10 protein-coding genes are annotated in these 18,388 nt (G+C 70.3%); 9 read left to right on the top strand and 1 reads right to left on the bottom strand.

Going from position 1 to position 18,388, the window contains the following annotated elements; all coding sequences use genetic code 11:
* Window positions 1–382: 382 nt before the first annotated feature.
* Window positions 383–1,729: an LLM class flavin-dependent oxidoreductase gene (locus ACYPYD_RS15435; protein WP_459664044.1), complete on the bottom strand. Its 1,347-nt coding sequence runs from the start codon at window positions 1,727–1,729 to the stop codon at window positions 383–385.
* A gap of 498 nt (window positions 1,730–2,227) precedes the next feature.
* Here ACYPYD_RS15435 and ACYPYD_RS15430 point away from each other — a divergent pair, with 498 nt between their 5' ends.
* The 9 genes from ACYPYD_RS15430 to ACYPYD_RS15390 are packed head-to-tail and all read left to right on the top strand — an operon-like array spanning window position 2,228 to window position 18,372.
* Window positions 2,228–4,216 (top strand): phage tail sheath family protein, encoded by a 1,989-nt coding sequence (locus tag ACYPYD_RS15430; RefSeq protein ID WP_459664041.1) that lies wholly within the window; start codon window positions 2,228–2,230, stop codon window positions 4,214–4,216.
* Window positions 4,217–4,238: 22 nt separating this feature from the next.
* Window positions 4,239–4,763 carry a phage tail protein gene (locus ACYPYD_RS15425; RefSeq protein ID WP_008831688.1) on the top strand — a complete coding sequence of 175 codons (525 nt, stop codon included), beginning with the start codon at window positions 4,239–4,241 and terminating at the stop codon, window positions 4,761–4,763.
* A 4-nt stretch (window positions 4,764–4,767) separates the two neighbouring features.
* A complete protein-coding gene (locus ACYPYD_RS15420) occupies window positions 4,768–5,478 on the top strand; it encodes a hypothetical protein (protein WP_459664040.1) in 711 nt (236 codons plus the stop codon).
* Window positions 5,475–6,311 carry a hypothetical protein gene (locus ACYPYD_RS15415; RefSeq protein WP_459664039.1) on the top strand — a complete coding sequence of 279 codons (837 nt, stop codon included), beginning with the start codon at window positions 5,475–5,477 and terminating at the stop codon, window positions 6,309–6,311. Before ACYPYD_RS15420 ends, ACYPYD_RS15415 begins: the two co-directional genes overlap by 4 nt.
* Window positions 6,308–7,612: a DUF4255 domain-containing protein gene (locus ACYPYD_RS15410; RefSeq protein ID WP_459664038.1), complete on the top strand. Its 1,305-nt coding sequence runs from the start codon at window positions 6,308–6,310 to the stop codon at window positions 7,610–7,612. Before ACYPYD_RS15415 ends, ACYPYD_RS15410 begins: the two co-directional genes overlap by 4 nt.
* A complete protein-coding gene (locus ACYPYD_RS15405; protein ID WP_459664037.1) occupies window positions 7,609–9,531 on the top strand; it encodes an ATP-binding protein in 1,923 nt (640 codons plus the stop codon). Before ACYPYD_RS15410 ends, ACYPYD_RS15405 begins: the two co-directional genes overlap by 4 nt.
* Window positions 9,528–9,764, top strand: coding sequence for a hypothetical protein (locus ACYPYD_RS15400; protein WP_008831692.1), 237 nt, complete (start codon window positions 9,528–9,530; stop codon window positions 9,762–9,764). Before ACYPYD_RS15405 ends, ACYPYD_RS15400 begins: the two co-directional genes overlap by 4 nt.
* The gene (locus ACYPYD_RS15395; protein ID WP_459664035.1) at window positions 9,761–17,014 is read left to right on the top strand and encodes an eCIS core domain-containing protein; all 7,254 of its coding nucleotides are present in this window, start codon (window positions 9,761–9,763) and stop codon (window positions 17,012–17,014) included. The genes ACYPYD_RS15400 and ACYPYD_RS15395 overlap by 4 nt, the downstream gene beginning before the upstream one ends.
* Window positions 17,011–18,372, top strand: coding sequence for an eCIS core domain-containing protein (locus ACYPYD_RS15390; RefSeq protein WP_211150822.1), 1,362 nt, complete (start codon window positions 17,011–17,013; stop codon window positions 18,370–18,372). Before ACYPYD_RS15395 ends, ACYPYD_RS15390 begins: the two co-directional genes overlap by 4 nt.
* The last annotated feature ends 16 nt before the right edge of the window (window positions 18,373–18,388 follow it).

Genomic DNA, 18,388 nt, shown 5'->3' with positions numbered 1-18,388 from the left:
GCAGCACGAAATCTGCGCTACTGTCCGAAAAAGCGTCGGCCGGACCTTCCGCATGGTCAATTACTCCGGGTCCACAATATAGCCTTGCCCTGACGGGCCATCAAAGAGATTTCTCCAAGAAACAGGCAGATCCTGTATTCCCGAAGCAATTAGGGCAATCGAATAATGACTTGGGAGATCGGCACTCGTGTAATGTTCCGGCCTCTGGAGAACATGCGATCCGCCTCATCTCGTCGTTACGAACCATGTGCGGCACCGGGAAGCAGCATGGCGCCGCCTCCGGGTGACCGGCTCTTTCGACATGCCGATTCGCTGCCGGGCAGCCACTCGAGAGAGCCCCGGACCGTCACCGCGGCGCCGAAACCCCGGGTGCGCGGCTACGTCACTGCGCGGCCAGCATGTCCTCGCCCAGATCGAAGCGGTTGCTGGGATGCTCCAGTCCGAGGTGGTCCCGGAGGGTCGTACCCGCGTACTCGCTGCGAAACAGCCCGCGCCGCTGCAGTTCCGGCACGACGCCTGAAAGGAACCGCTCCGCCCCTCCCGGCATGTAGGGCGGCATGACGACGAAGCCGTCGGCGCCCTTCTCGCGGACCCATTGCTCCATCCTGTCCGCCACCGTCGCGGGCGAGCCGACGAACTTCGCGAAGGCGAGGCCCTTGGCATAGCTTCGACCGAGATCGCCCAGCGTCATGCCCTGCTCCATCGCGCTCTTGAGCACGACTTCGAAGCGGCCCTTGCTGCCACGTATGCGATCGCGGATATCGGGCACCGGCGCATCGGCCGGGTGGACGGACAAGTCGTAGTTCATGCTCCCCGACATGAAGCTGAGCCCTGCCTCGGGATGGATCAGCGCGTCGAGTTGGGCTTCGAGTTCGAACGCGTCCTCGTCGGTATCCGCGATGATCGGAACCACCCCCGGCAGCACCTTGACCGCATCGGGAGACCGGCCGGCGGCCACGACCTGGGCCTTGAAGTCGGCGTAGAACGCCTGCGCCTTGGCCAGCGTCGACTGCACCGGGAAGATCACTTCGGCATTGCGCGCGGCCAGAGACTGGAACGCCCCGGAGACACCGGCCTGGATCAGCACCGGATGCCCCTGCGGCGGCCGCACCGCGCCGAGCGGCCCTTTGACCTGGAACCACGTGCCGCGATGATCGGCGTAGTGGATCCGCGACGGATCGGCATAGCGCGCGCTCGCCTTGTCGGCGGTGATCGCGTCTTCCTGCCATGTGTCCCACAGCAGGCGCACGACATCGATGAACTCGGCGGCGCGTTCGTAGCGCTCGGCGTGCCCCAGATGCTCCGCCCGGCTGAAGTTGCGCGCCTCGCCGTCATTGACGGAGGTGACCGCGTTCCAGGCCGCGCGCCCCTTGCTGAAGTGGTCGATCGACGCGAACATGCGCGCGGCGTGATAAGGCTCGGAATAGCTGGTCGAGATCGTCGCCCCCAGCCCGATCCGGTCCGTCGTCATGGCCAGTGCCGAAAGCAGGGTCAGCGGCTCGACGTGGATCGCGGGCCGCAGCCTGACGGCGGCCTCGAACGAACTGCCGTAGATGTCGTCGATCGACAGCTTGTCGGCCACGAACACCATGTCGAGCTTCGCCTGTTCCGCCGCCTGCGCGATCCGTGCGTAGTTGGCGACGTCGAAGGGATCGCCATGCTCGGCCAGCGGATGGCGCCAGCCGGCAAGATGTGAGCCCGACAGCGAAAGGAACAGGGCGAGATGCACGGATCGACTCCTCAGATTGCCGAGATGACCTGCGGACCGAAGCCGCACGGGACAATCGAGTTGGTCGCCGCGACCTATGAGTTGTTCTGAACGGTGGTGCCGACAGGCAGGGAGCGGGTGACCTGCCGCCGCATCGTCATGGCAAGCGCAGCGACTCAATCCTGCGCAGAGTGACGCGGCAAAGCGCCACGCTTTACCGCATGCAAAACCCGCAACGACAGTCGAAATTCAGGGAAAGACAATCCAATCAAGTAGAAGCAATACTACATGACGTTAACCAATATCAGTTGATCTACATAATAAGTCATTTCGCCGCACACCGACAAACATACTCTAACATAGATCGTCATGTGCCCCGAACTTCCCCCGGTGCTATTGAGTCGCCGCAAGCAGATCCGGTCGCCAAGTAGCTATACGTATCGATAATCATTCAAGGTCGATTTCCCATCAACATCGATCCACCATCCGCATGTGCGGACAAGGGGGAGGAGGGGCCTCATGCCTATCGTACCGACCTATCCCGGCGTCTACGTCGAGGAACTGGGCAGCGGCGTGCGTCCGCTGGCCGGCGTACCCACCGCGATCGCCGCCTTCGTCGGCTATACCGCGCGCGGGCTCGACAACCGGGCGACGACGATCTTCAGCTACGCCGACTACGAGCGCGAATTCGGCGGCCTCGCCGCCAACAGCGAGCTGAGCTATTCGGTCCAGCAGTTCTTCCAGAACGGCGGCGGCCAGGCGATCGTCGTGCGCGTACCCAAGAGCGACGGGGTCGCCGCGCAGGTCAACCTCAAGGAAGGCGTCGCCAACGCCGCCAAGGTCAGCTTCACCCTCACCGCGACCAGCAAGGGCGACTGGGGCAACGGGATCGTCGCCGACGTCGATTACGACGGGGCATCGGCCAGCAACTTCAACCTCACCCTGACCGATCTCGGCAGCGGCGCCGTCGAGCGCTGGGCCGACCTCAGCGTATCGACCGCCTCGCCCCGCTTCGTGGAGGCGGTGCTGAACGACCCGGCCAACGGTTCGCGCCTTGCCAGTGCCAAGGTCCCCGCCGCGAGCCCCGGCGCGCGCCCGGCCGAGAGCGGGATCGTCGGCACCGACTTCACCGTCACCTCCACCGGGATCACCGGCCTCGCCAACGACAAGGCGTACAAGGTCCGGGTCACCGCCAACCGGCCCAGCGGCCCCATCACCGCGCTCGAAGTCACGCTGATCAAGCAGGCCGAGACACTGCCCACCTCGGTCGTGGCGCTGGCCCGGCTGCTGGAGCGGCGCTTCAACGAGGCGCTGGCCGCCGCACTGCCCGGCGGGGCCGTCGCCGTCAGCGTCACCGGATCGGGCAAGGCCTTGCGCATCGCCCCGATGTTCGACCCGGCCTTGCTCCCCGCGGCCGTGGACACCACGCTTTCGCTGGCGGACAGCGCCCCGGCAGGCGCCCTCGCTATGCTCAAGCTGCCTGCGGCGAACTTCAACGTCGGTCGCTACCGCCTCGGCACCGGCACGGCCGAAGCCGCCCAGCGCAACCCCGTCCCCGGCGCCGACGGCACCCAGCTGCCGCAGAGCGCCGACGTGATCGGCAGTCCGTCAGCCTTCACCGGCATCCATGCGCTGGAAAAGGCGGACATCTTCAACATCCTCGTCCTGCCCGACGCCACCCGCGCCAGCCCCGGCGATCCCAATGCGCTCGATACCGGGCTGGACCCGAACGCCATCTATCAGGCCGCGCTCGACTATTGCACCAAACGCCGCGCCTTCCTGCTGATCGACCCGCCGCCGACCGTGAACACCGTGGACCGCGCGTTCGAGTGGATCTCCTCGGGCCTGACCGTCAAGGGCGCCAACGCGGCCACGTATTTCCCCCGCGTGCGGATGGCCGATCCCCTCAACGACTTCCAGCTGCGCACCTTCGGCCCGTCCGGCGCGATCGCCGGGCTCTATGCCCGCACCGACGCCGAGCGCGGCGTGTGGAAGGCCCCCGCCGGAACCGATGCACAGCTGCGCGGGGTGCGCGGGCTCGTCTACAAGCTGTCCGATTCCGAGAACGGGCTGCTCAACCCGCTGGGCCTCAACTGCATCCGCGCGCTGCCGGTCTACGGCACGCTCTCGTGGGGGACGCGCACCCGCGTCGGCTCCGACGTGGAGGCAAGCCAGTGGAAGTACGTACCCGTCCGGCGCCTTGCCCTCATGATCGAGGAAAGCCTGTTCCGGGGCACCCAGTGGGTCGTGTTCGAACCCAACGACGAACCGCTGTGGGCGCAGATCCGACTGAACCTCACCACCTACATGCACGGCCTGTTCCGGCAGGGCGCGTTCCAGGGCCAGACCCCGCGCGACGCCTACCTCGTCAAGTGCGACAAGGAGACGACCACGCAGGCCGACATCGACCGGGGCATCGTCAACATCCTGGTCGGGTTCGCGCCGCTCAAGCCCGCGGAATTCGTCATGATCCGCATCCAGCAGCTGGCCGGTCAGGCCGCTTCGTAATCGGCAAGGGAGGAGTTGCCCGATGGCCCAGTTCAACGTCAACGCCCAGCGCTTCGACCCGTACAAGAACTTCAAGTTCCGGGTGAAGTGGGACGGCCGCTATGTCGCGGGCGTCAGCAAGGTCAGCGCGCTCAAGCGCACTACCGAGGTAGTCAAACACCGCGAGGGGGGCGATCCCTCCTCCAGCCGCAAGTCGCCCGGTCGCAGCGAGTTCGAGGCCGTCACCCTCGAACGCGGCGTCACCCATGACGTCGAGTTCGAGCGGTGGGCGAACAAGGTCTGGAACTTCGGTTCCGCCCTCGGCGCCGAAGTCTCGCTCGCCGACTTCCGCAAGGACATCACCATCGAACTCTACAACGAGGCAGGGCAACCGGCGATCGTCTATCGCCTGTTCCGCTGCTGGATCAGCGAGTTCCAGTCGATGCCCGACCTCGACGCCAACGCCAACGCGGTGGCCATCCAGCACATCAAGATCGAGAACGAAGGCTGGGAGCGCGACTACGCGGTAACCGAGCCTTCCGAACCGAGCTTCGTCGAACCGCAGTAAGGCCATGTCCACGAACCCGGCCAAGGGACTGCTCGCCCTATGGGAGGCGGGCACGAGCCCGCTTGCCCTGCTCCGGGCTGCCGAGCCCAGTGGCGTGCAGGATGATGCCCTTGCGCGGCTTCCCGTCGGCGCGCGTGACGGGAAGCTGATCGCGCACCAGCGGCGGCTGTTCGGCCCGGCCATCGAGGCGACCGTGCCCTGCGCAGAGTGCGGCGAGACGGCGGAAGTCACGCTCGATGCCGACAGCCTGCTGGCGATGGCGCCGGAGGAGGTCGCGCCGATCGCGATAACGTCCGGCGCATGGCGGATCGAGGCCCGCCCCGCCGACAGCCGCGACATGGCGGCGCTGGCGATGGAGGAGCCCGAAGCGGCCGAGCGCGCCCTCCTCGCCCGCGTGGTGATGCTCTGCACCCGCGATGGTGCGCCCGCCGATCCCGCGAACCTCCCGCCCGAAGTTGTCGCCGCGATCGAGGATGCGCTGGAAGCTGCCGATCCGCTGGCGGCGATCACGCTGCTCGTCGCCTGCCCCCATTGCGGCGCGAGCATTCCGGCGCTGCACGATCCCGCGCATCACTTCGCCCGTTCGGTCGCCGCCGAGGCGCGGCGGCTGCTGGCGGAAGTCGCCGCGCTCGCCCGTGCCTACGGCTGGCGGGAGGCGGATATCCTGGCGATGACCCCGCAGCGCCGCGCGGCCTATCTGGAGCTGGCAGGGTGAGCCGCTATCTCGCCACCCTCGCCGCCCGAGCCTCGGGCCGCGTGGCGCTGCTCTCCCCGCGCCCGCGCACGCTTTACGAGGGTGGCGGCGAAGATACGGCCTTCGAGGAACCGGCGCAGCCGATCGCCGGGAGCGTGCAGCCTATACCGCGCACGGTCATGGACGCGCCCTCCGCCCCAAGGGAAAGCACGGCGCCGCGCCCGGGTACCACGGCCCCCGCCGCCGCGCCGACAATCCGGCAGGGTTCGGTGGTGCAGGTTACGCAAGTGCTTACGTCCGCTGAGAATCCGGAACCGCGCTTCCGTTCTCAGGCCGTGCCGCCAATCCAGACGGCGATACCGAGTGGCGAACGTCCTGCGATACCGCAGCCCCCTGCCGATCCCGGCCGTACGCCTGCGCTCACGCACCCCCCGGCCCAAGCGCCTGACCGCCTGGCTCCCCGCCTCGTGCCCAACTCGCCCTCCCCGAACCTCCAGACCTCCGAACGCACGGTGCTGCAGGAGATCGTGCGCCACGTCGAAGTCCACGCACGCGCCGGCACAACGCCCGGCCCGGACGTTCAGGCCCCCCCGCCGCGCCGCGCTGAACCCGCTCCTCGGCCGGTCGCGCATGCGATACCCCGGCCCACGCCCGCCGCTCCGCAACCTCGCCAACGCTCCGTTTCGACGCCCCGAGGCGAGCCGCCGGTCATCATCCGGATCGAGCGCATAGACGTCCATGCGGTGCCCCCGCCCCCCGTTCCGCCGCCCGCACGGCGCCAGCCTGCCTCGCCTGCGCCGTCGCCCGGCCCCTCGCTCGCAGAGTTCCTTTCGGGCGGGGAGCGCGCACGATGAGCACGCCTTTCGCCATCGCGGGAGTCACCGCCGTGCTGCGCCAGCTCGTGGTGGAGGGCCTTGCGCTCGACAAGGCAGGCGACGCGGTCGGCACCATCGGCGTCAGTGCCGGGCCGCCCGACCTCGTCGCCAAGCCCGGCCAGCCCGAGCCGACGCGGGTGAACCTCTATCTCCATCAGGTCACGCCCAACGCGGCCTGGCGCAATCTCGGGCTGCCTGGGCGCGACAGCGGCGGCGACCTCGTCTCCGCACCGCCGCTGGCGATCACGCTGCACTACCTCGTCACGACCTTCGCGGCGGAGATGTTCGTCGCCGAAGTCCTGCTCGGCCACACCTTGCGCATCCTCGGCGAGAACGCGGTGCTGACGCGCGAGGCGGTGCGCCGCGCACTGGTGCCCACGGCCGCGAGCCCGCTCGCCACGGCGCTGGAGAACTGCGGGCTCGCCGACCAGATCGAGCTGGTCAAGCTGACTCCCACCGCCGTCGCGCTGGAGGACATGTCGCGGATCTGGTCGGCATTCCAGGCGCATTACCGCACCACCGTCGCCTACGAAGCGAGCGTCGTGCTCATCGATCCGCGCGCGAAGGGCCGCACCGCCCTGCCCGCCACTGCCCGCGCCGTCTTCGGCGAGACGCTGGCGCTGCCCGAGATCGCGCGGGTCGGCCTCGCCGATGATCCGAGCGCGGCGGTGACCACCGAGGACACGCTGGCGATCGCCGGCCTGCGCCTGCTCGCCGCCAGCGGCGCCGTGGTCCGCATCGGCGCCACCGACCACGCGCCCGCCTCCGATTCCCGCGCCCACATCCTGAACGTGGACCTCGCCGCCGCCCCTCGCCCGCGGGCCGGAGTGCAGAGCGTCACCGTCATCCACCCGCGCCAAATGGGCGATCCGGCCACCGCGCACGAAGGCGTGTTCTCCAACGCCGCCGCGCTGATCCTGCGCCCGGTGGTGAACACCGTCTCCGCCGCCAATTCCGCGACGCGGACCATCGACGGCATCGTTTACGCCGACGGCACACTGACGGTCACCGCCGCCCGCGCCATCGGCCGTGACCAGCGGGTCGAAGTGCTGCTCAACGAGCGCGGCGCTCCCGCCTCGCGGCCTCCACGCGGCTATGCCATCGCCGCTCCCGCCGCCAATGGCCTAGCCGAAAGCGTGGACGAGGCTGCGCAGATCGCAATCCCCTATCGCGCCATCGCGCGCGGCGACTACCTCGTGCGCCTGCGCATCGACGGCGCCGAAAGCCTGCTCACCCCCGGCGGCGACGGCCGCTTCGCCACCCCGCTGGTGACGATATGAGCGCGCCGTCTCTCGCCGGCGAGATCGCCGTGATCGAAGCGCACCTCGCGCTTGCCGCCGCGCGAACAGGCGAGCAAATCGCGGCCGCCGAAGCGACATTGCACGCAGCGCAGGAGGCCGCCCAATCCGGTGGGCCGGCAAGGCGTCTCGCCGAGCGCCTTGGCCTCATCGCATTCGCCCGTGATTGCCTGCTGCTGGCCGCTCTGCCGCACTTGAGTGCACGCTCCGTAGCGCTCTGTGCCGCCGTGACCGGCGACCCGCAAGGCCGCATCACCGCCGCCCTCGCCATGGCGGTACTGCCGGAGGCGGCATGGTCGGCGCTGCGTCCCGACGCCCCGCTGCGCGCGTTGCGGTGCCTGCGCCTCGCCGATCCCGACCGACCGACCCTTTCCGAACTCCTGATCGACGAACGCATCCTCCTCGCGCTGCTGGGAGAGGACGCGCTTGACGAACGCCTCGCCCCGCTCGTCCGCCCGGTGGCGGCAGGCGCGGAAATCGGCCCCTACGGCCGCACCCAGGCGGAGCGGCTGGTCGAGCGCTGGTGGTCGATGCGCGCGGACGGAGAGGCACCCGCGATCCACCTGCATCACGGCGAGCCCGCCGACGCCCGGCTCATCGCCCAGACTGCGGCGACCCGGCTGGGGCGCCGCCTCCATGTTCTTGGCGCGGCGAACCTACCGCCCACTCCCGCCGAGCGCCACGGTTTCGCAGCCCTGTGGCGGCGAGAGGCGCTGCTGGGCGGCCTCGCGCTGCTGATCGAGCTGCCCGATGACATCGCTCCCGAACAGGCCGCGCTCGCCGCCGATCTCGTCGATCGACTGGACGATTGCATCATCATCAGCGGCGGCGCGGGGGCGCTGCCATGCCGCCGCCCCTTTGTCTCCGCGACACTGCAAGTGCCTGAAGCGTCCGAGCGCCATGCCCTCTGGACGCGGGCGCTGGGGCAGGCTCAGGCCGCCAAGCTCAACGGCGCGAGCGAAGCCCTGGCCAGCCAGTTCGCCATCGGCCCGACCGCGATCGCGCGCCTCGGCCCGCTGGCCGAAGGGCTGGACCGCGAGGCGGCGCGCGACCTGCTCCACCGCGAGGCCCGCGCCCATGCGCAGGCGCATATCGCCGCCATCGCCGAAGTCATCCACCCCGTCGCCACGTGGGATGACCTCATCGTTCCCGCGGAACTCAAGACCGCGCTGCACGCCATCGCCGCGCAAGTGCGGTACCGCCGCCACGTCCACGAGGACTGGGGCTTCGCCGCGCGCGGCGGGCGCGGCCTCGGCATCGCCGCGCTGTTCGCGGGCTCCAGCGGCACCGGCAAGACGATGGCCGCCGAAGTCATCGCCGCCGACCTCGGCACCGACGTGGTTCGCGTCGATCTGGCGGGAGTCGTCAGCAAGTACATCGGCGAGACCGAGAAGAACCTGTCCCGCGTCTTCGCCGCCGCCGAGGGCAGCGGCGCGGTGCTGCTGTTCGACGAGGCCGACGCGCTGTTCGGCAAACGCAGCGAAGTCGGCCACGCGCACGACCGCTACGCCAACATCGAAGTCAGCTACCTCCTGCAGCGCATGGAGAGCTACACCGGCCTCGCCATCCTCACCACCAACCAGCGCGAATCGCTGGATGCCGCGTTCTTCCGCCGCCTGCGCTTCGTGGTGGCCTTCCCCTTCCCCGACGAAGCGCTGCGCCGGACCGTCTGGGAACGCGCCTTCCCGCAAGCCACGCCGACCGAAGGGCTGGACTTCGACCGCCTCGCGCGCCTCAACGTCGCGCCCGGCAACATCCGCAGCATCGCCGTCAACGCCGCGTTCCTCGCCGCTGCGCAAGGGGACGCCGTGGAGATGCGCCACGTGCACGAAGCCGCCGTGCTCGAATGCCGCAAGCTGGAGCGGCCGGTCACTTCGGCCGAACTGGGAGGCTGGCTGTGAGCCGCGTGGCGATCGAGGTCGGCCAGTTGGTCTTCCACGGCCTCAACGCCGATGAGGCAGGGCGCGCCGGGGCGGCCTTCTCCTCCGAGCTTGAGCGTCTCGTCGGCCAGCGCGGCCTGTCACGCGCCGCAGCGCCGCAGCGTCTTCCCGCCCGGCCCCGCCCCGAGGACATCGGCCGCGCCGCCGCCGCCCGCGTCCATGCGGGGATCGCGGGCCAAGGCCGCGCGCCATGAGCGAACGCGCCGCCCCTTCCCCGACCGAGAGCGTGAGCGCCCCGCGCGAGGCCGCGCAAGACGCGCTCGCCTGCCTCGCCCCGGCTCTCGGCCTTGCGGCGAGCGAGGTCGATCTCCGGCTCGATCGCGAGGGCGACCGCCTGCTGGCCGATGCCGGGGCGCGGGGCGCGGCGCGGGGCAATGTGGTGTGGCTGCGCGGCTACGATCCGGCATCCGAGGCGAGCCGCCTGACGCTGGCGCACGAACTCGTCCATGTCGCGCAAGGCCGCCTGCATTCCGCGACACCGCCGTCGCCGCTTGCCGCCGAGCGCGAGGCCGAGCGCCTGGCCGCAGCCCTGCTCGGCGGAGGCATGGCGCCGCGCCCGCGTGCGGCGACCGGTGGCGCGCTGCATTTCGACGGGGCCGAGCCGCCCCCTGCACGCAGTCTGGAAGACGTTGTCGAGGCCAATTACCGGGACGAGCGCGAGGACATGGTTCGCGTGCTCGCGCAGGAAACCCCGTCCGCCGATGCCGTGACCCGCGTGCTGGACCTGCTCGCGCCGCTGCCTTTCGAGACGGCGCGGGTGCTGACGGCGCAGCTGGGCACCGGGCCGCTCGCCGCGCTCGCGAACGGCCTTGGCGATGATCATGCACGCAGCCATCGGCGCGAGGTTCTGGCCGCAGCGGAATCGTTCACCACGGACATGCTGGACCGCGCCGACAACGGCCATCGCATCTTCCGGGCGATGCGGCTCGACCCCGGCTCGCTCAGTCCGGCCGAACATCACGCCGCCGTCACCACGCTGCGCCGCGTGCCGATAGGCCAGCTCACGCGCCTCAAAGGCGGCGATAACGGCGCGGACCTACGCGCCTTGCGCACAACCGCCCTGCCCGAATACGACCGCGAGGAGGCCGGCCGCCGGGCCGCGCGCACCGAAGCGGGACGGCGTGCGGCCGCGCCCGACCTCACCCGGCGCGAAGAGGACTTGCGCCGCACCCTCTCCATCATGCTCACCGACGCCAGCCGCGAAGACGCACGTGAGGCGCTTCGGCTGCTGGCTGAAAACCCCGCACTCGCGGTGCCGGATCCGCGCTTTTCGGGCGCGCCGACACCTGCACCGGACGCCGCCCTGCCCCCCTTGCCGGAAAGCAGCCTGCAGAGCGTCATCGCCCGGCTCGACGGCGCAGGCATCGTCGATCGCTGGATTGGCGCGCTCGAACCCGTCGACCGCCGGGGGGAGACGCCCGAAGCGCGCGGCTTCGCGATGCTCGTCCGCACCCGGCGGCCGGACAGGACCATGGCCCGGATGCGTACCCTGCTGAGCCGCAGCTTCTTCGACTGGGCAGTGCGGGACTGGGAGGCCTCGCTCGCCTGGGACATGCTGCGCGCGATGCCGCCCGCCGAGCAGGCGCGCTTCCAGTCGCTCGACGAGGGCCGCCTCTACCTGCGGCTGATCGAGGAACTGCCGGACGACCTGCGCGCCGAAGCCGCCATGGCCGGGCTTATCGTGGTTCGCGGCGAAGACGGTTCCCTGTCCGACCTCACCGCAGAGGCGGGCGCGCTGCTGGAAGGACAGGCCGAACTGATCGCCGCCGCCCGCGCCTTCGACGACAGCGCCGAGGCGGCCTATCGCCTGTTCGTGCGACTGGCCGCGCTCGCCGTGCCGGCTCCTGCCCACGCGCCGCCGGAAGGAACCGCGGCCACGTCCACGCGCCCGGCGCCCGGCTTGTCCGTCCTGCCGGCCGTCGTGCGAAGGCTTGACGTCCTGGGCCTGATGCGCCGCCTGTTCTCCGCCCTCTCCGACGGGGTAAAACAGGACCGACGCTACTGGAACGATCTCGCCACTGTCCTCGGCGCCCGCGATCCGGCGTTCAATCGCGAGGACCTGCGGCGGCTGCTCCACGTCAGCACCTTCCTGTGGATCATTACCATCGATGAGGTGACGTTCGAGGAGGCGCTGTTCGCCTTCCACATCCTGCGCGCCCTGCCCGAGGACCAGCGCCGCGCCTTCGAGCTCGAGGATCGCGGCGCCTATGCCGCCCGGATCGCCGGGGCACTGTCGCAGTCGATGCTCCACGAGGCAGGGCTGTCGTTCGCCTTCACCCGCCCTGACGAGCGCGGGGAAACCCCGCTGCGCCGCCAACTGGCCGACCCGGCGGCATGGGACGGGACGAACCCGGCCGATCTGGCGCTGCTGGTCCAGATGGGCATCACGGCGGGCGACTTCGACTGGATCTTCGAGCAGTCGCACCGCCAACGGGCCTGGACCCGCGAGCCGCTTGGGCCGCTGGTCGAACGTTTCGCGCTCTACGACCCGCGCGTGGGGCGCACGTTCCCGCGCCCGCACACGGTCAGCGCCGCGCGGAGCAGCCGCCACCTGCTGGCGATGCTGTTCGGCACCGGCGCCTACGAACTGGAGGAGTACACCCGCCCCGTCCACGGCACCGACCCCTTCACCGGGGAATCCGCGACGTATGCCGAGACCACCGGGCTCAGGGTGACCGTCGACCTCGAACAGCTGGAGGGCAACGCCGGGGCTCCGCTCTACACCGGCGCGGTGCTGGCGCGTTCGCCGGGCGAGCGGATTTCCATCGGCTCGGACAACCGCGAGGCGGCGCTCGCCCAGCCCAACGTCGTCGATATCGAGATCAACGGGCCCGCCGGTTTCATGCGCGTGCGGGCCAGCCGGATCGCGCTCACCCGGTTCGCCTCCGTCTCGACCGGATCGACGCTGCGCGCGGGCGCCGTCTCGCTCACCGACCTCGATTTCGCGCTCACCTTTGCGCCAGAGGACTTGCGGGCGCCGCGTGCCGGGCGCTTCCATGTGGACGATGTCTCGCTCGACGAGATCGTCCACACCCGCGCGGGGGACGCCGAACCGACCGGCCTGCGCCACCTCGGCATCGCCGGAGTCGATGCCAGCGCCAGCTTCCAGACCGCACCGCTGCCCGATTCCCCGGTCCTGGGCCATGTGCTCGGCCTGGTGTGGGACCTCGCGCTCAACCGCGACGCGCTGACCGAGCGGGCGGCGGCGAACACCTCGCTGGGCACCGCGACCATCTCGGTCGGGCGCATCGACGCGCAGGGCCTTCACATGGGCGACCTGCGCGTCGCCAGCCTCTCGGTCGAGGGCTTCACGGCGGCGGCAGGCGGCAACCGCGCGGCGGCGCTGCGCGCGCAGATCTTCGTCCTCGACGCGCGGATCGAACGGGCGCGCGCCGCCGCGCCCGAACAAGTCGCTGGGCTGGTCGCCGATCGCGAGGAGTTGCGGCCCCGGCTCGCCGCACTGGAGCCGCTGGAGGCGGAAATGCTGGGGCTCATGGCGCGGCTGCAGGCAGGGCATCGCCTGAGCGCCGCCGAGCAGGCACGGCTCGACACCTTGCAGGCCGAGACGGGCGTGGGCGGTGTCGGCGGCCTCTCCATCGCCATTGCGCGGGTCAGCGTCGACGGCGTGGACGGCCCGGTCCGCCTTGGCCATGCGGAACTGACCGGCATACGCGGCGGCGGCGACACTGCCGCGCTGGCCTTCCGCCAGATGACCAGCGAGGAGGCGATCCGCCGCTTCGTCAGCGCCGGTCCCCCTTCGCCCGCACGCCTCGGCACAGCGGCGAGCGGGCCGAGCGTGACCGCCGACGAATTCACCCTGCGCGACCTTGCCCTGCCCGCGACGATCCCCACGCTCGCCGCGATCGAGGCGCAGTTGCGCGCCGATCCGCCTCCTCTGCCCGCCGAGCGCGAGCACCTGCTGCACCTGCGCCCGCTGGTCGGTCGCTACGAGGAACTGCGGAGCCGTTCGCTCGGCATCGGCGTGCCGGAAGGATTGGCCCGCTCGCCGCAGGACCAACGCGAACTGCTGGAAGTGTCGCGCCAGCTGGGCGAACTGCTCGACATCCGCGTGCGCGAAGTCACCGTGACCGGACCGACCATCTCGGCAGGCGGCGGCGAGGCGTTTTCCGCGCGGATCGGGGCCAGTTCCGTGGCGGTGCGCGGCATCCACGGCGCGGGCATCACCGAGCGCGAGGGACAGGCCCTCGCCCTCTCGGGTGTCAGCGCCGGGTTGCGGGTGGCTACCGACGGGCTGCATGTCGAGGGGCTCGTGGTGCGCCAGCTCGACTTGCAGGCCCTCGACTACAACAACGGCACCCATCACATCTGGGCGGATGGCCTGAGCACCGCGCGCGACATCACCGCCGACATCCTGCTGCGCCGCCGCACCGGAGAGAACGGCGGCATCGATTTCCGCAACATCCACATCGAGACCTTCCGCATCGGCCGGATCGAAGGCAGCGGCCTCGGCTACGAGAAACTGGTTGCTGGCAGCAGTTCGTACCGGATCGAGATCACCTCCGGCGCCCTGCTCGGGCTGGCGCTGCGAGGGTTCGACATCGACCTCGGCGGCGAGGAGACGCGGATGTCCGGCGCCATCGAGGTCGCCGGATTCGACCAGATGCGCTTCCGTTTCGCGATGGGCCGGATGCTGGAGGCCGGTGGCCAGCTCGATCGGCCGGAAGGGGCCGAGCGCGCGCCTCGCGCGGTCAGTGTCGACATGGCCAGCGACGGCACGATGACCGTCGCCCTCGATGCCCTCGTCGCCTCCGACACCGACGTCACCTATCGCGGCGCGGACGGACGCAGCGGCGGGGGCATGCATATCACGCGCGGCGACGTGTCCGGGCAGGTCGTCCTGGCGGGCGGCGACACGCGGATCAATGCGCTGTGGCTCGACAGCCTGACCTTCAGCCGCATCCGCTGGCACACCGCCGACGGCACCACGATCCGCGCCGACGGCCCGACGGTGGCCACCGGCGTGCGCTTCTCCGGCCGCTATTCCTCGCTGGCGGACGAGCGCAGCGAATTCGCGATCGACAGCCTCCATGTCGACCGCATCAGCGCCGCGCGGATCGTCGTCGATGCCGGTTCGCTGCACCTGGAACTGCCCGAGGCCGCACCGGGCGGGCGCTTCGTGCCGGGAGAGGCGGCGACGCTGTCCGACATCAACGTCCACAACCTGCTGATCGGCCTCGGCGGCGCGGCGACCACCATCGGGCCGACCGCCGGTGCAGCAAGGGCGCGCGGCTCGATCGGCTCGGTGGAGACCGACTTCCTCGTGCGCTACGGCGAGCAACTGCGCGCGAGCGGCATGCTGAACGCCGGAAGGATCGACTTTGCCTTCGATCCCGGCGGTGCGATCGAGGGACGGGCTACGGGAATCTCCGGCGCGGGCACGGTCCACTACGGAGACGGCACCGGGCCGGGTGTCGATCTCGGCTATGGGTTCCGCAACTTCGACACGGGGCTGATCCGCTATTCCGGCAATGTCGTCTCGATCGGCGCGAACGGCAGCGCGCCGCTGCATCTGGACAGCCTGAACCTCTCCCAGCTGGAGCTTTCGGGACCGTCGATGCAGATCCTCGCCCCCGACACCAGCGAGATCACGGTCAACGACATCACCGCGCGGCTCTCGGTGCACCTGCATCCCACGCCCGCGGCAGCGGCGGCTGCAGGCACGCCCTACGAACGCATCGTCATCGACGAACTGCGCCTTGGCCAGGTGGCCGCCTCGGGGATGCGTATCCACCTTGCGAGCCTCGACCTCTGGCTGGACCTGCCGGAGAGCGAGCCCTTCACGGTCGGCCCTGTCCTTGTCGGCCGCCCTGCCGATCCCGCCACCAACGAGCCGCTGGAGATCGTGCCCTCCGCCGGAGGCACCGCGATCACCGGGATCGTACGCGCCGAAGCACTTCACACCGAGCGGCTGCAGGCGCAGCTGGTCGGCTCGCTCAATGCCCGCATGGCCTTCGATGCCGACGTGCTTCAGGCGAACCTCGCGGGCGACGGGCCGATGAGCATCGACCTCCTCAACTGGTCCGCCACCCAGATCGTCGGCTACGTGATGGGCGATCCCGACCAGCGCATCCGCGTACGCCGGGGAGCGGGCGGCACCCGGCACGACATGTTCGGCGAAGGCACCGGCATCGGAGGCGATCGGCTATCCTACAACGCGGCGGAAGGCGGCCACGTCACCCTCGCCGGCCTCAACGCACGCGGCCTGCGCTACGACGACGAGGGTGCGGGCATCCACCTCGACATCCGCCGCATCGAGTCCCCGCAAGTCGCGGTGGATCTCGGCGGCAACAACCAGGGCCGCCGGGTCATCGAGATTCCCTCGGCGACGATCACCGACGCGTGGTTCCGCATCGATCCGATCCCGTCAGGCGGCGGCAGCGGCGGCGGGGCAACAGCCTCGCGCTATCTGGCGGGAGATGCGGGCGCGGCATGGCTCGCCGCGAACCACGAGCTGTTCAGCCACGTCAACGGCAGCTTCACGCTCGCCGGCGCCTACGGGATCGACGGGGCGCTGGGCATCCCTTCGCTGGACTACACCTTCGGGGTGAACGTTCCGATCACCAACGGTTCGATCAATTACGCCGACCTCGAGGGCCAGATCCCCAACCTCGCCGATGCCCTGGTGGACTTCCACCTCGAAGGATCGACGCTTTTCATCGGGGCCGGCTTCCACTTCTACCCGCCGGGCGATCCCGAAGGCATGGGGCCCACGCCGGAGCCGATCCCGATCTATCACGACTTCTTCGAATGGAACCTCGAAGGCAATCACCTGCGCGAGGCGGAGGCGGGCCGGATCGACCTGGAAACCCTGCTGCGCGCACGCTCTCCCCGCGCACCGTCGGCATCCTCGGACTCCGGCGGCACGGACTACGCCGCGCCGCTCAGGATCGACCGGCTGGCGCTCGCGCTGGGGCTGGACAACGGTTCGGATCTCACCGTCTCGCTGGGATCGATGGGGACGGCGACACTCGCGCCGCACGCGCTCGGGGGCCTCACGGTCACGGGGGCGCTGCAACCGCTCGATCCGATCTTCAACGCCTACCCGAGCCTCCGCCGTCAGGGCATCACCAATCCCGAGCGCCCCGGCGCACTGGCGGTACGGCTCGATCATTTCGATCTCAGCGCGCTCGACTTGCGCTTCCCGACGCGCGGACGCGGATCGCGTGACGTTCGCACGGGCGCGGTGCACATCGGCCGTATCGCCGATGCCGAGATCGGCTTTGCCGGGCTGACCCCGCGTACGGCCGAAGGAACTTTGTCCGAGGCGAGCGTCACCAACCTGATCGTCACGCTCAATCCGGATCAGGTCTGCCCGGTGCCAGGGACACCCGCCCCGCGCCGCGCAGGGGCTCCCGCACTCGACACCGCCGGGGAATTCCGGAGCCTCGACGCGAACGGCAGGCCCCGGGAGGACCGTCCATGAATGCGCCCTCCCCCCGCGCTTCTCCCGAAGCGGCACGCCCCACGCTGGAGAACCGCGCGCGCGATACCGCCGTGCGCGGGCTGGCCGCACCGGGGCTGCTCGGCGGGCTGCCCGCATCCCGCCGGGCAGCCCGGGACGAGGCCGGACTGCTCCCCCGCAGCGGCGGCTCCCTGCTGCCGGGCACGGTGCGGCGACAGGCCGAAGCACAGCTGGGCATCGACCTGGCCGGAGTACGCCTCCACACCGGGGCCGAGGCACGGGAGCGCACGCACGTGCTGGGCGCCAATGCCTTCGCTCTGGGGGACGAGGTCGTGCTGGGCGCCGGAGCGGGCGCGCCGGTACTGCTTCACGAACTCGCCCACGTCGCGCAGGCCCGTACCGGAGCCGCGCCGCCGATCGCGCTCCACGACGATCCGCCCCGCCCGCGCGGCATCGGCTCGGCGCCCCCGCGCGATGCGTTCGAGCGCGGCGAAGGCGTGATGCCGGAGACCGGCCACGTCCTGTTCGAGCGCGACAGCGCCGACCTCGACCCCGGCGACGTCGCCACGATCGAGGGCCTGATGCGCGGGCGCAGCCGCAGGTTGTGGGTGGACGTCTACGGCTACGCTTCACTGGAGGGCGACGACGCCTACAACGCCAACTTGTCCGCCCATCGCGGCGTCGCCGTGCGCAGGGCGATCGAACCGCTGCTACCGCCCGGTTCGCTGCTCGACGTCCACGCGCAGGGCGAAGTGCAGGACTTCGGCCCCGTGGAAGAGAACCGGCGCGTCGGCATCCGCCTGCGCGATGCGCCGGAGCTTTCCAGCATCGGCCTGCTCGGCGATTTTCGCCTGCAGCTCGATCCGAGCCCGCTGGTCGGGGGGCGTCCGGATGTCGCATCGCCGCCTGCCGGAAGCGAGCCGGAGGCGTCCGCCCCCCTCCTCGATCCCCGCTTCGCGCCGCACTTCGGAGCGAGCCTGCTACCCTCGGATTACGCGCCACGCTTCGATGCCACGCTGGTGCCGCCACTGAGTGGCGAGAGCCTCTTCCCATGGCGCGGCGAGGGTGTGGACTGGACCGCCCTTGCACGTTCCGCGGCGCTGCGCGGGCAGTCGGTGGACTTGCGGGACGCCGCCGCGGCAGAGTCTCTCTATCGCGGATTGCTACCGTTCTGGAGCGGCGTGTTCGGCGCGGACATCGGCGACTGGCTGGCCCGCCGCTCAATCTCCAGTGCTTACGAATCCTACCAGTACCGACAAAACCCGAACCAGTGGGACCGCTGGCAGCAGGAAGACGAGATCCGGGGCACCTCGGTGCGCGGGCTCTCGATCGACCTGCTCGATCCCCCCTGGGCCGAGAAGAAAAAAAAGAAACCCTGAAGCAAAAGGCGCGACG

Source organism: Novosphingobium sp. 11B (assembly GCF_054589055.1).
Note: the sequence above shows the minus strand (reverse complement) of the source record. Positions and strands in the feature narration are given on the sequence as shown.

Coding starts and splice junctions, on each gene's coding strand:
- ACYPYD_RS15430 (WP_459664041.1), top strand. CDS start 2,228: ATGCCTATCGTACCGACCTATCCCGGCGTCTACGTCGAGGAACTGGGC.
- ACYPYD_RS15425 (WP_008831688.1), top strand. CDS start 4,239: ATGGCCCAGTTCAACGTCAACGCCCAGCGCTTCGACCCGTACAAGAAC.
- ACYPYD_RS15420 (WP_459664040.1), top strand. CDS start 4,768: ATGTCCACGAACCCGGCCAAGGGACTGCTCGCCCTATGGGAGGCGGGC.
- ACYPYD_RS15410 (WP_459664038.1), top strand. CDS start 6,308: ATGAGCACGCCTTTCGCCATCGCGGGAGTCACCGCCGTGCTGCGCCAG.
- ACYPYD_RS15405 (WP_459664037.1), top strand. CDS start 7,609: ATGAGCGCGCCGTCTCTCGCCGGCGAGATCGCCGTGATCGAAGCGCAC.
- ACYPYD_RS15395 (WP_459664035.1), top strand. CDS start 9,761: ATGAGCGAACGCGCCGCCCCTTCCCCGACCGAGAGCGTGAGCGCCCCG.
- ACYPYD_RS15390 (WP_211150822.1), top strand. CDS start 17,011: ATGAATGCGCCCTCCCCCCGCGCTTCTCCCGAAGCGGCACGCCCCACG.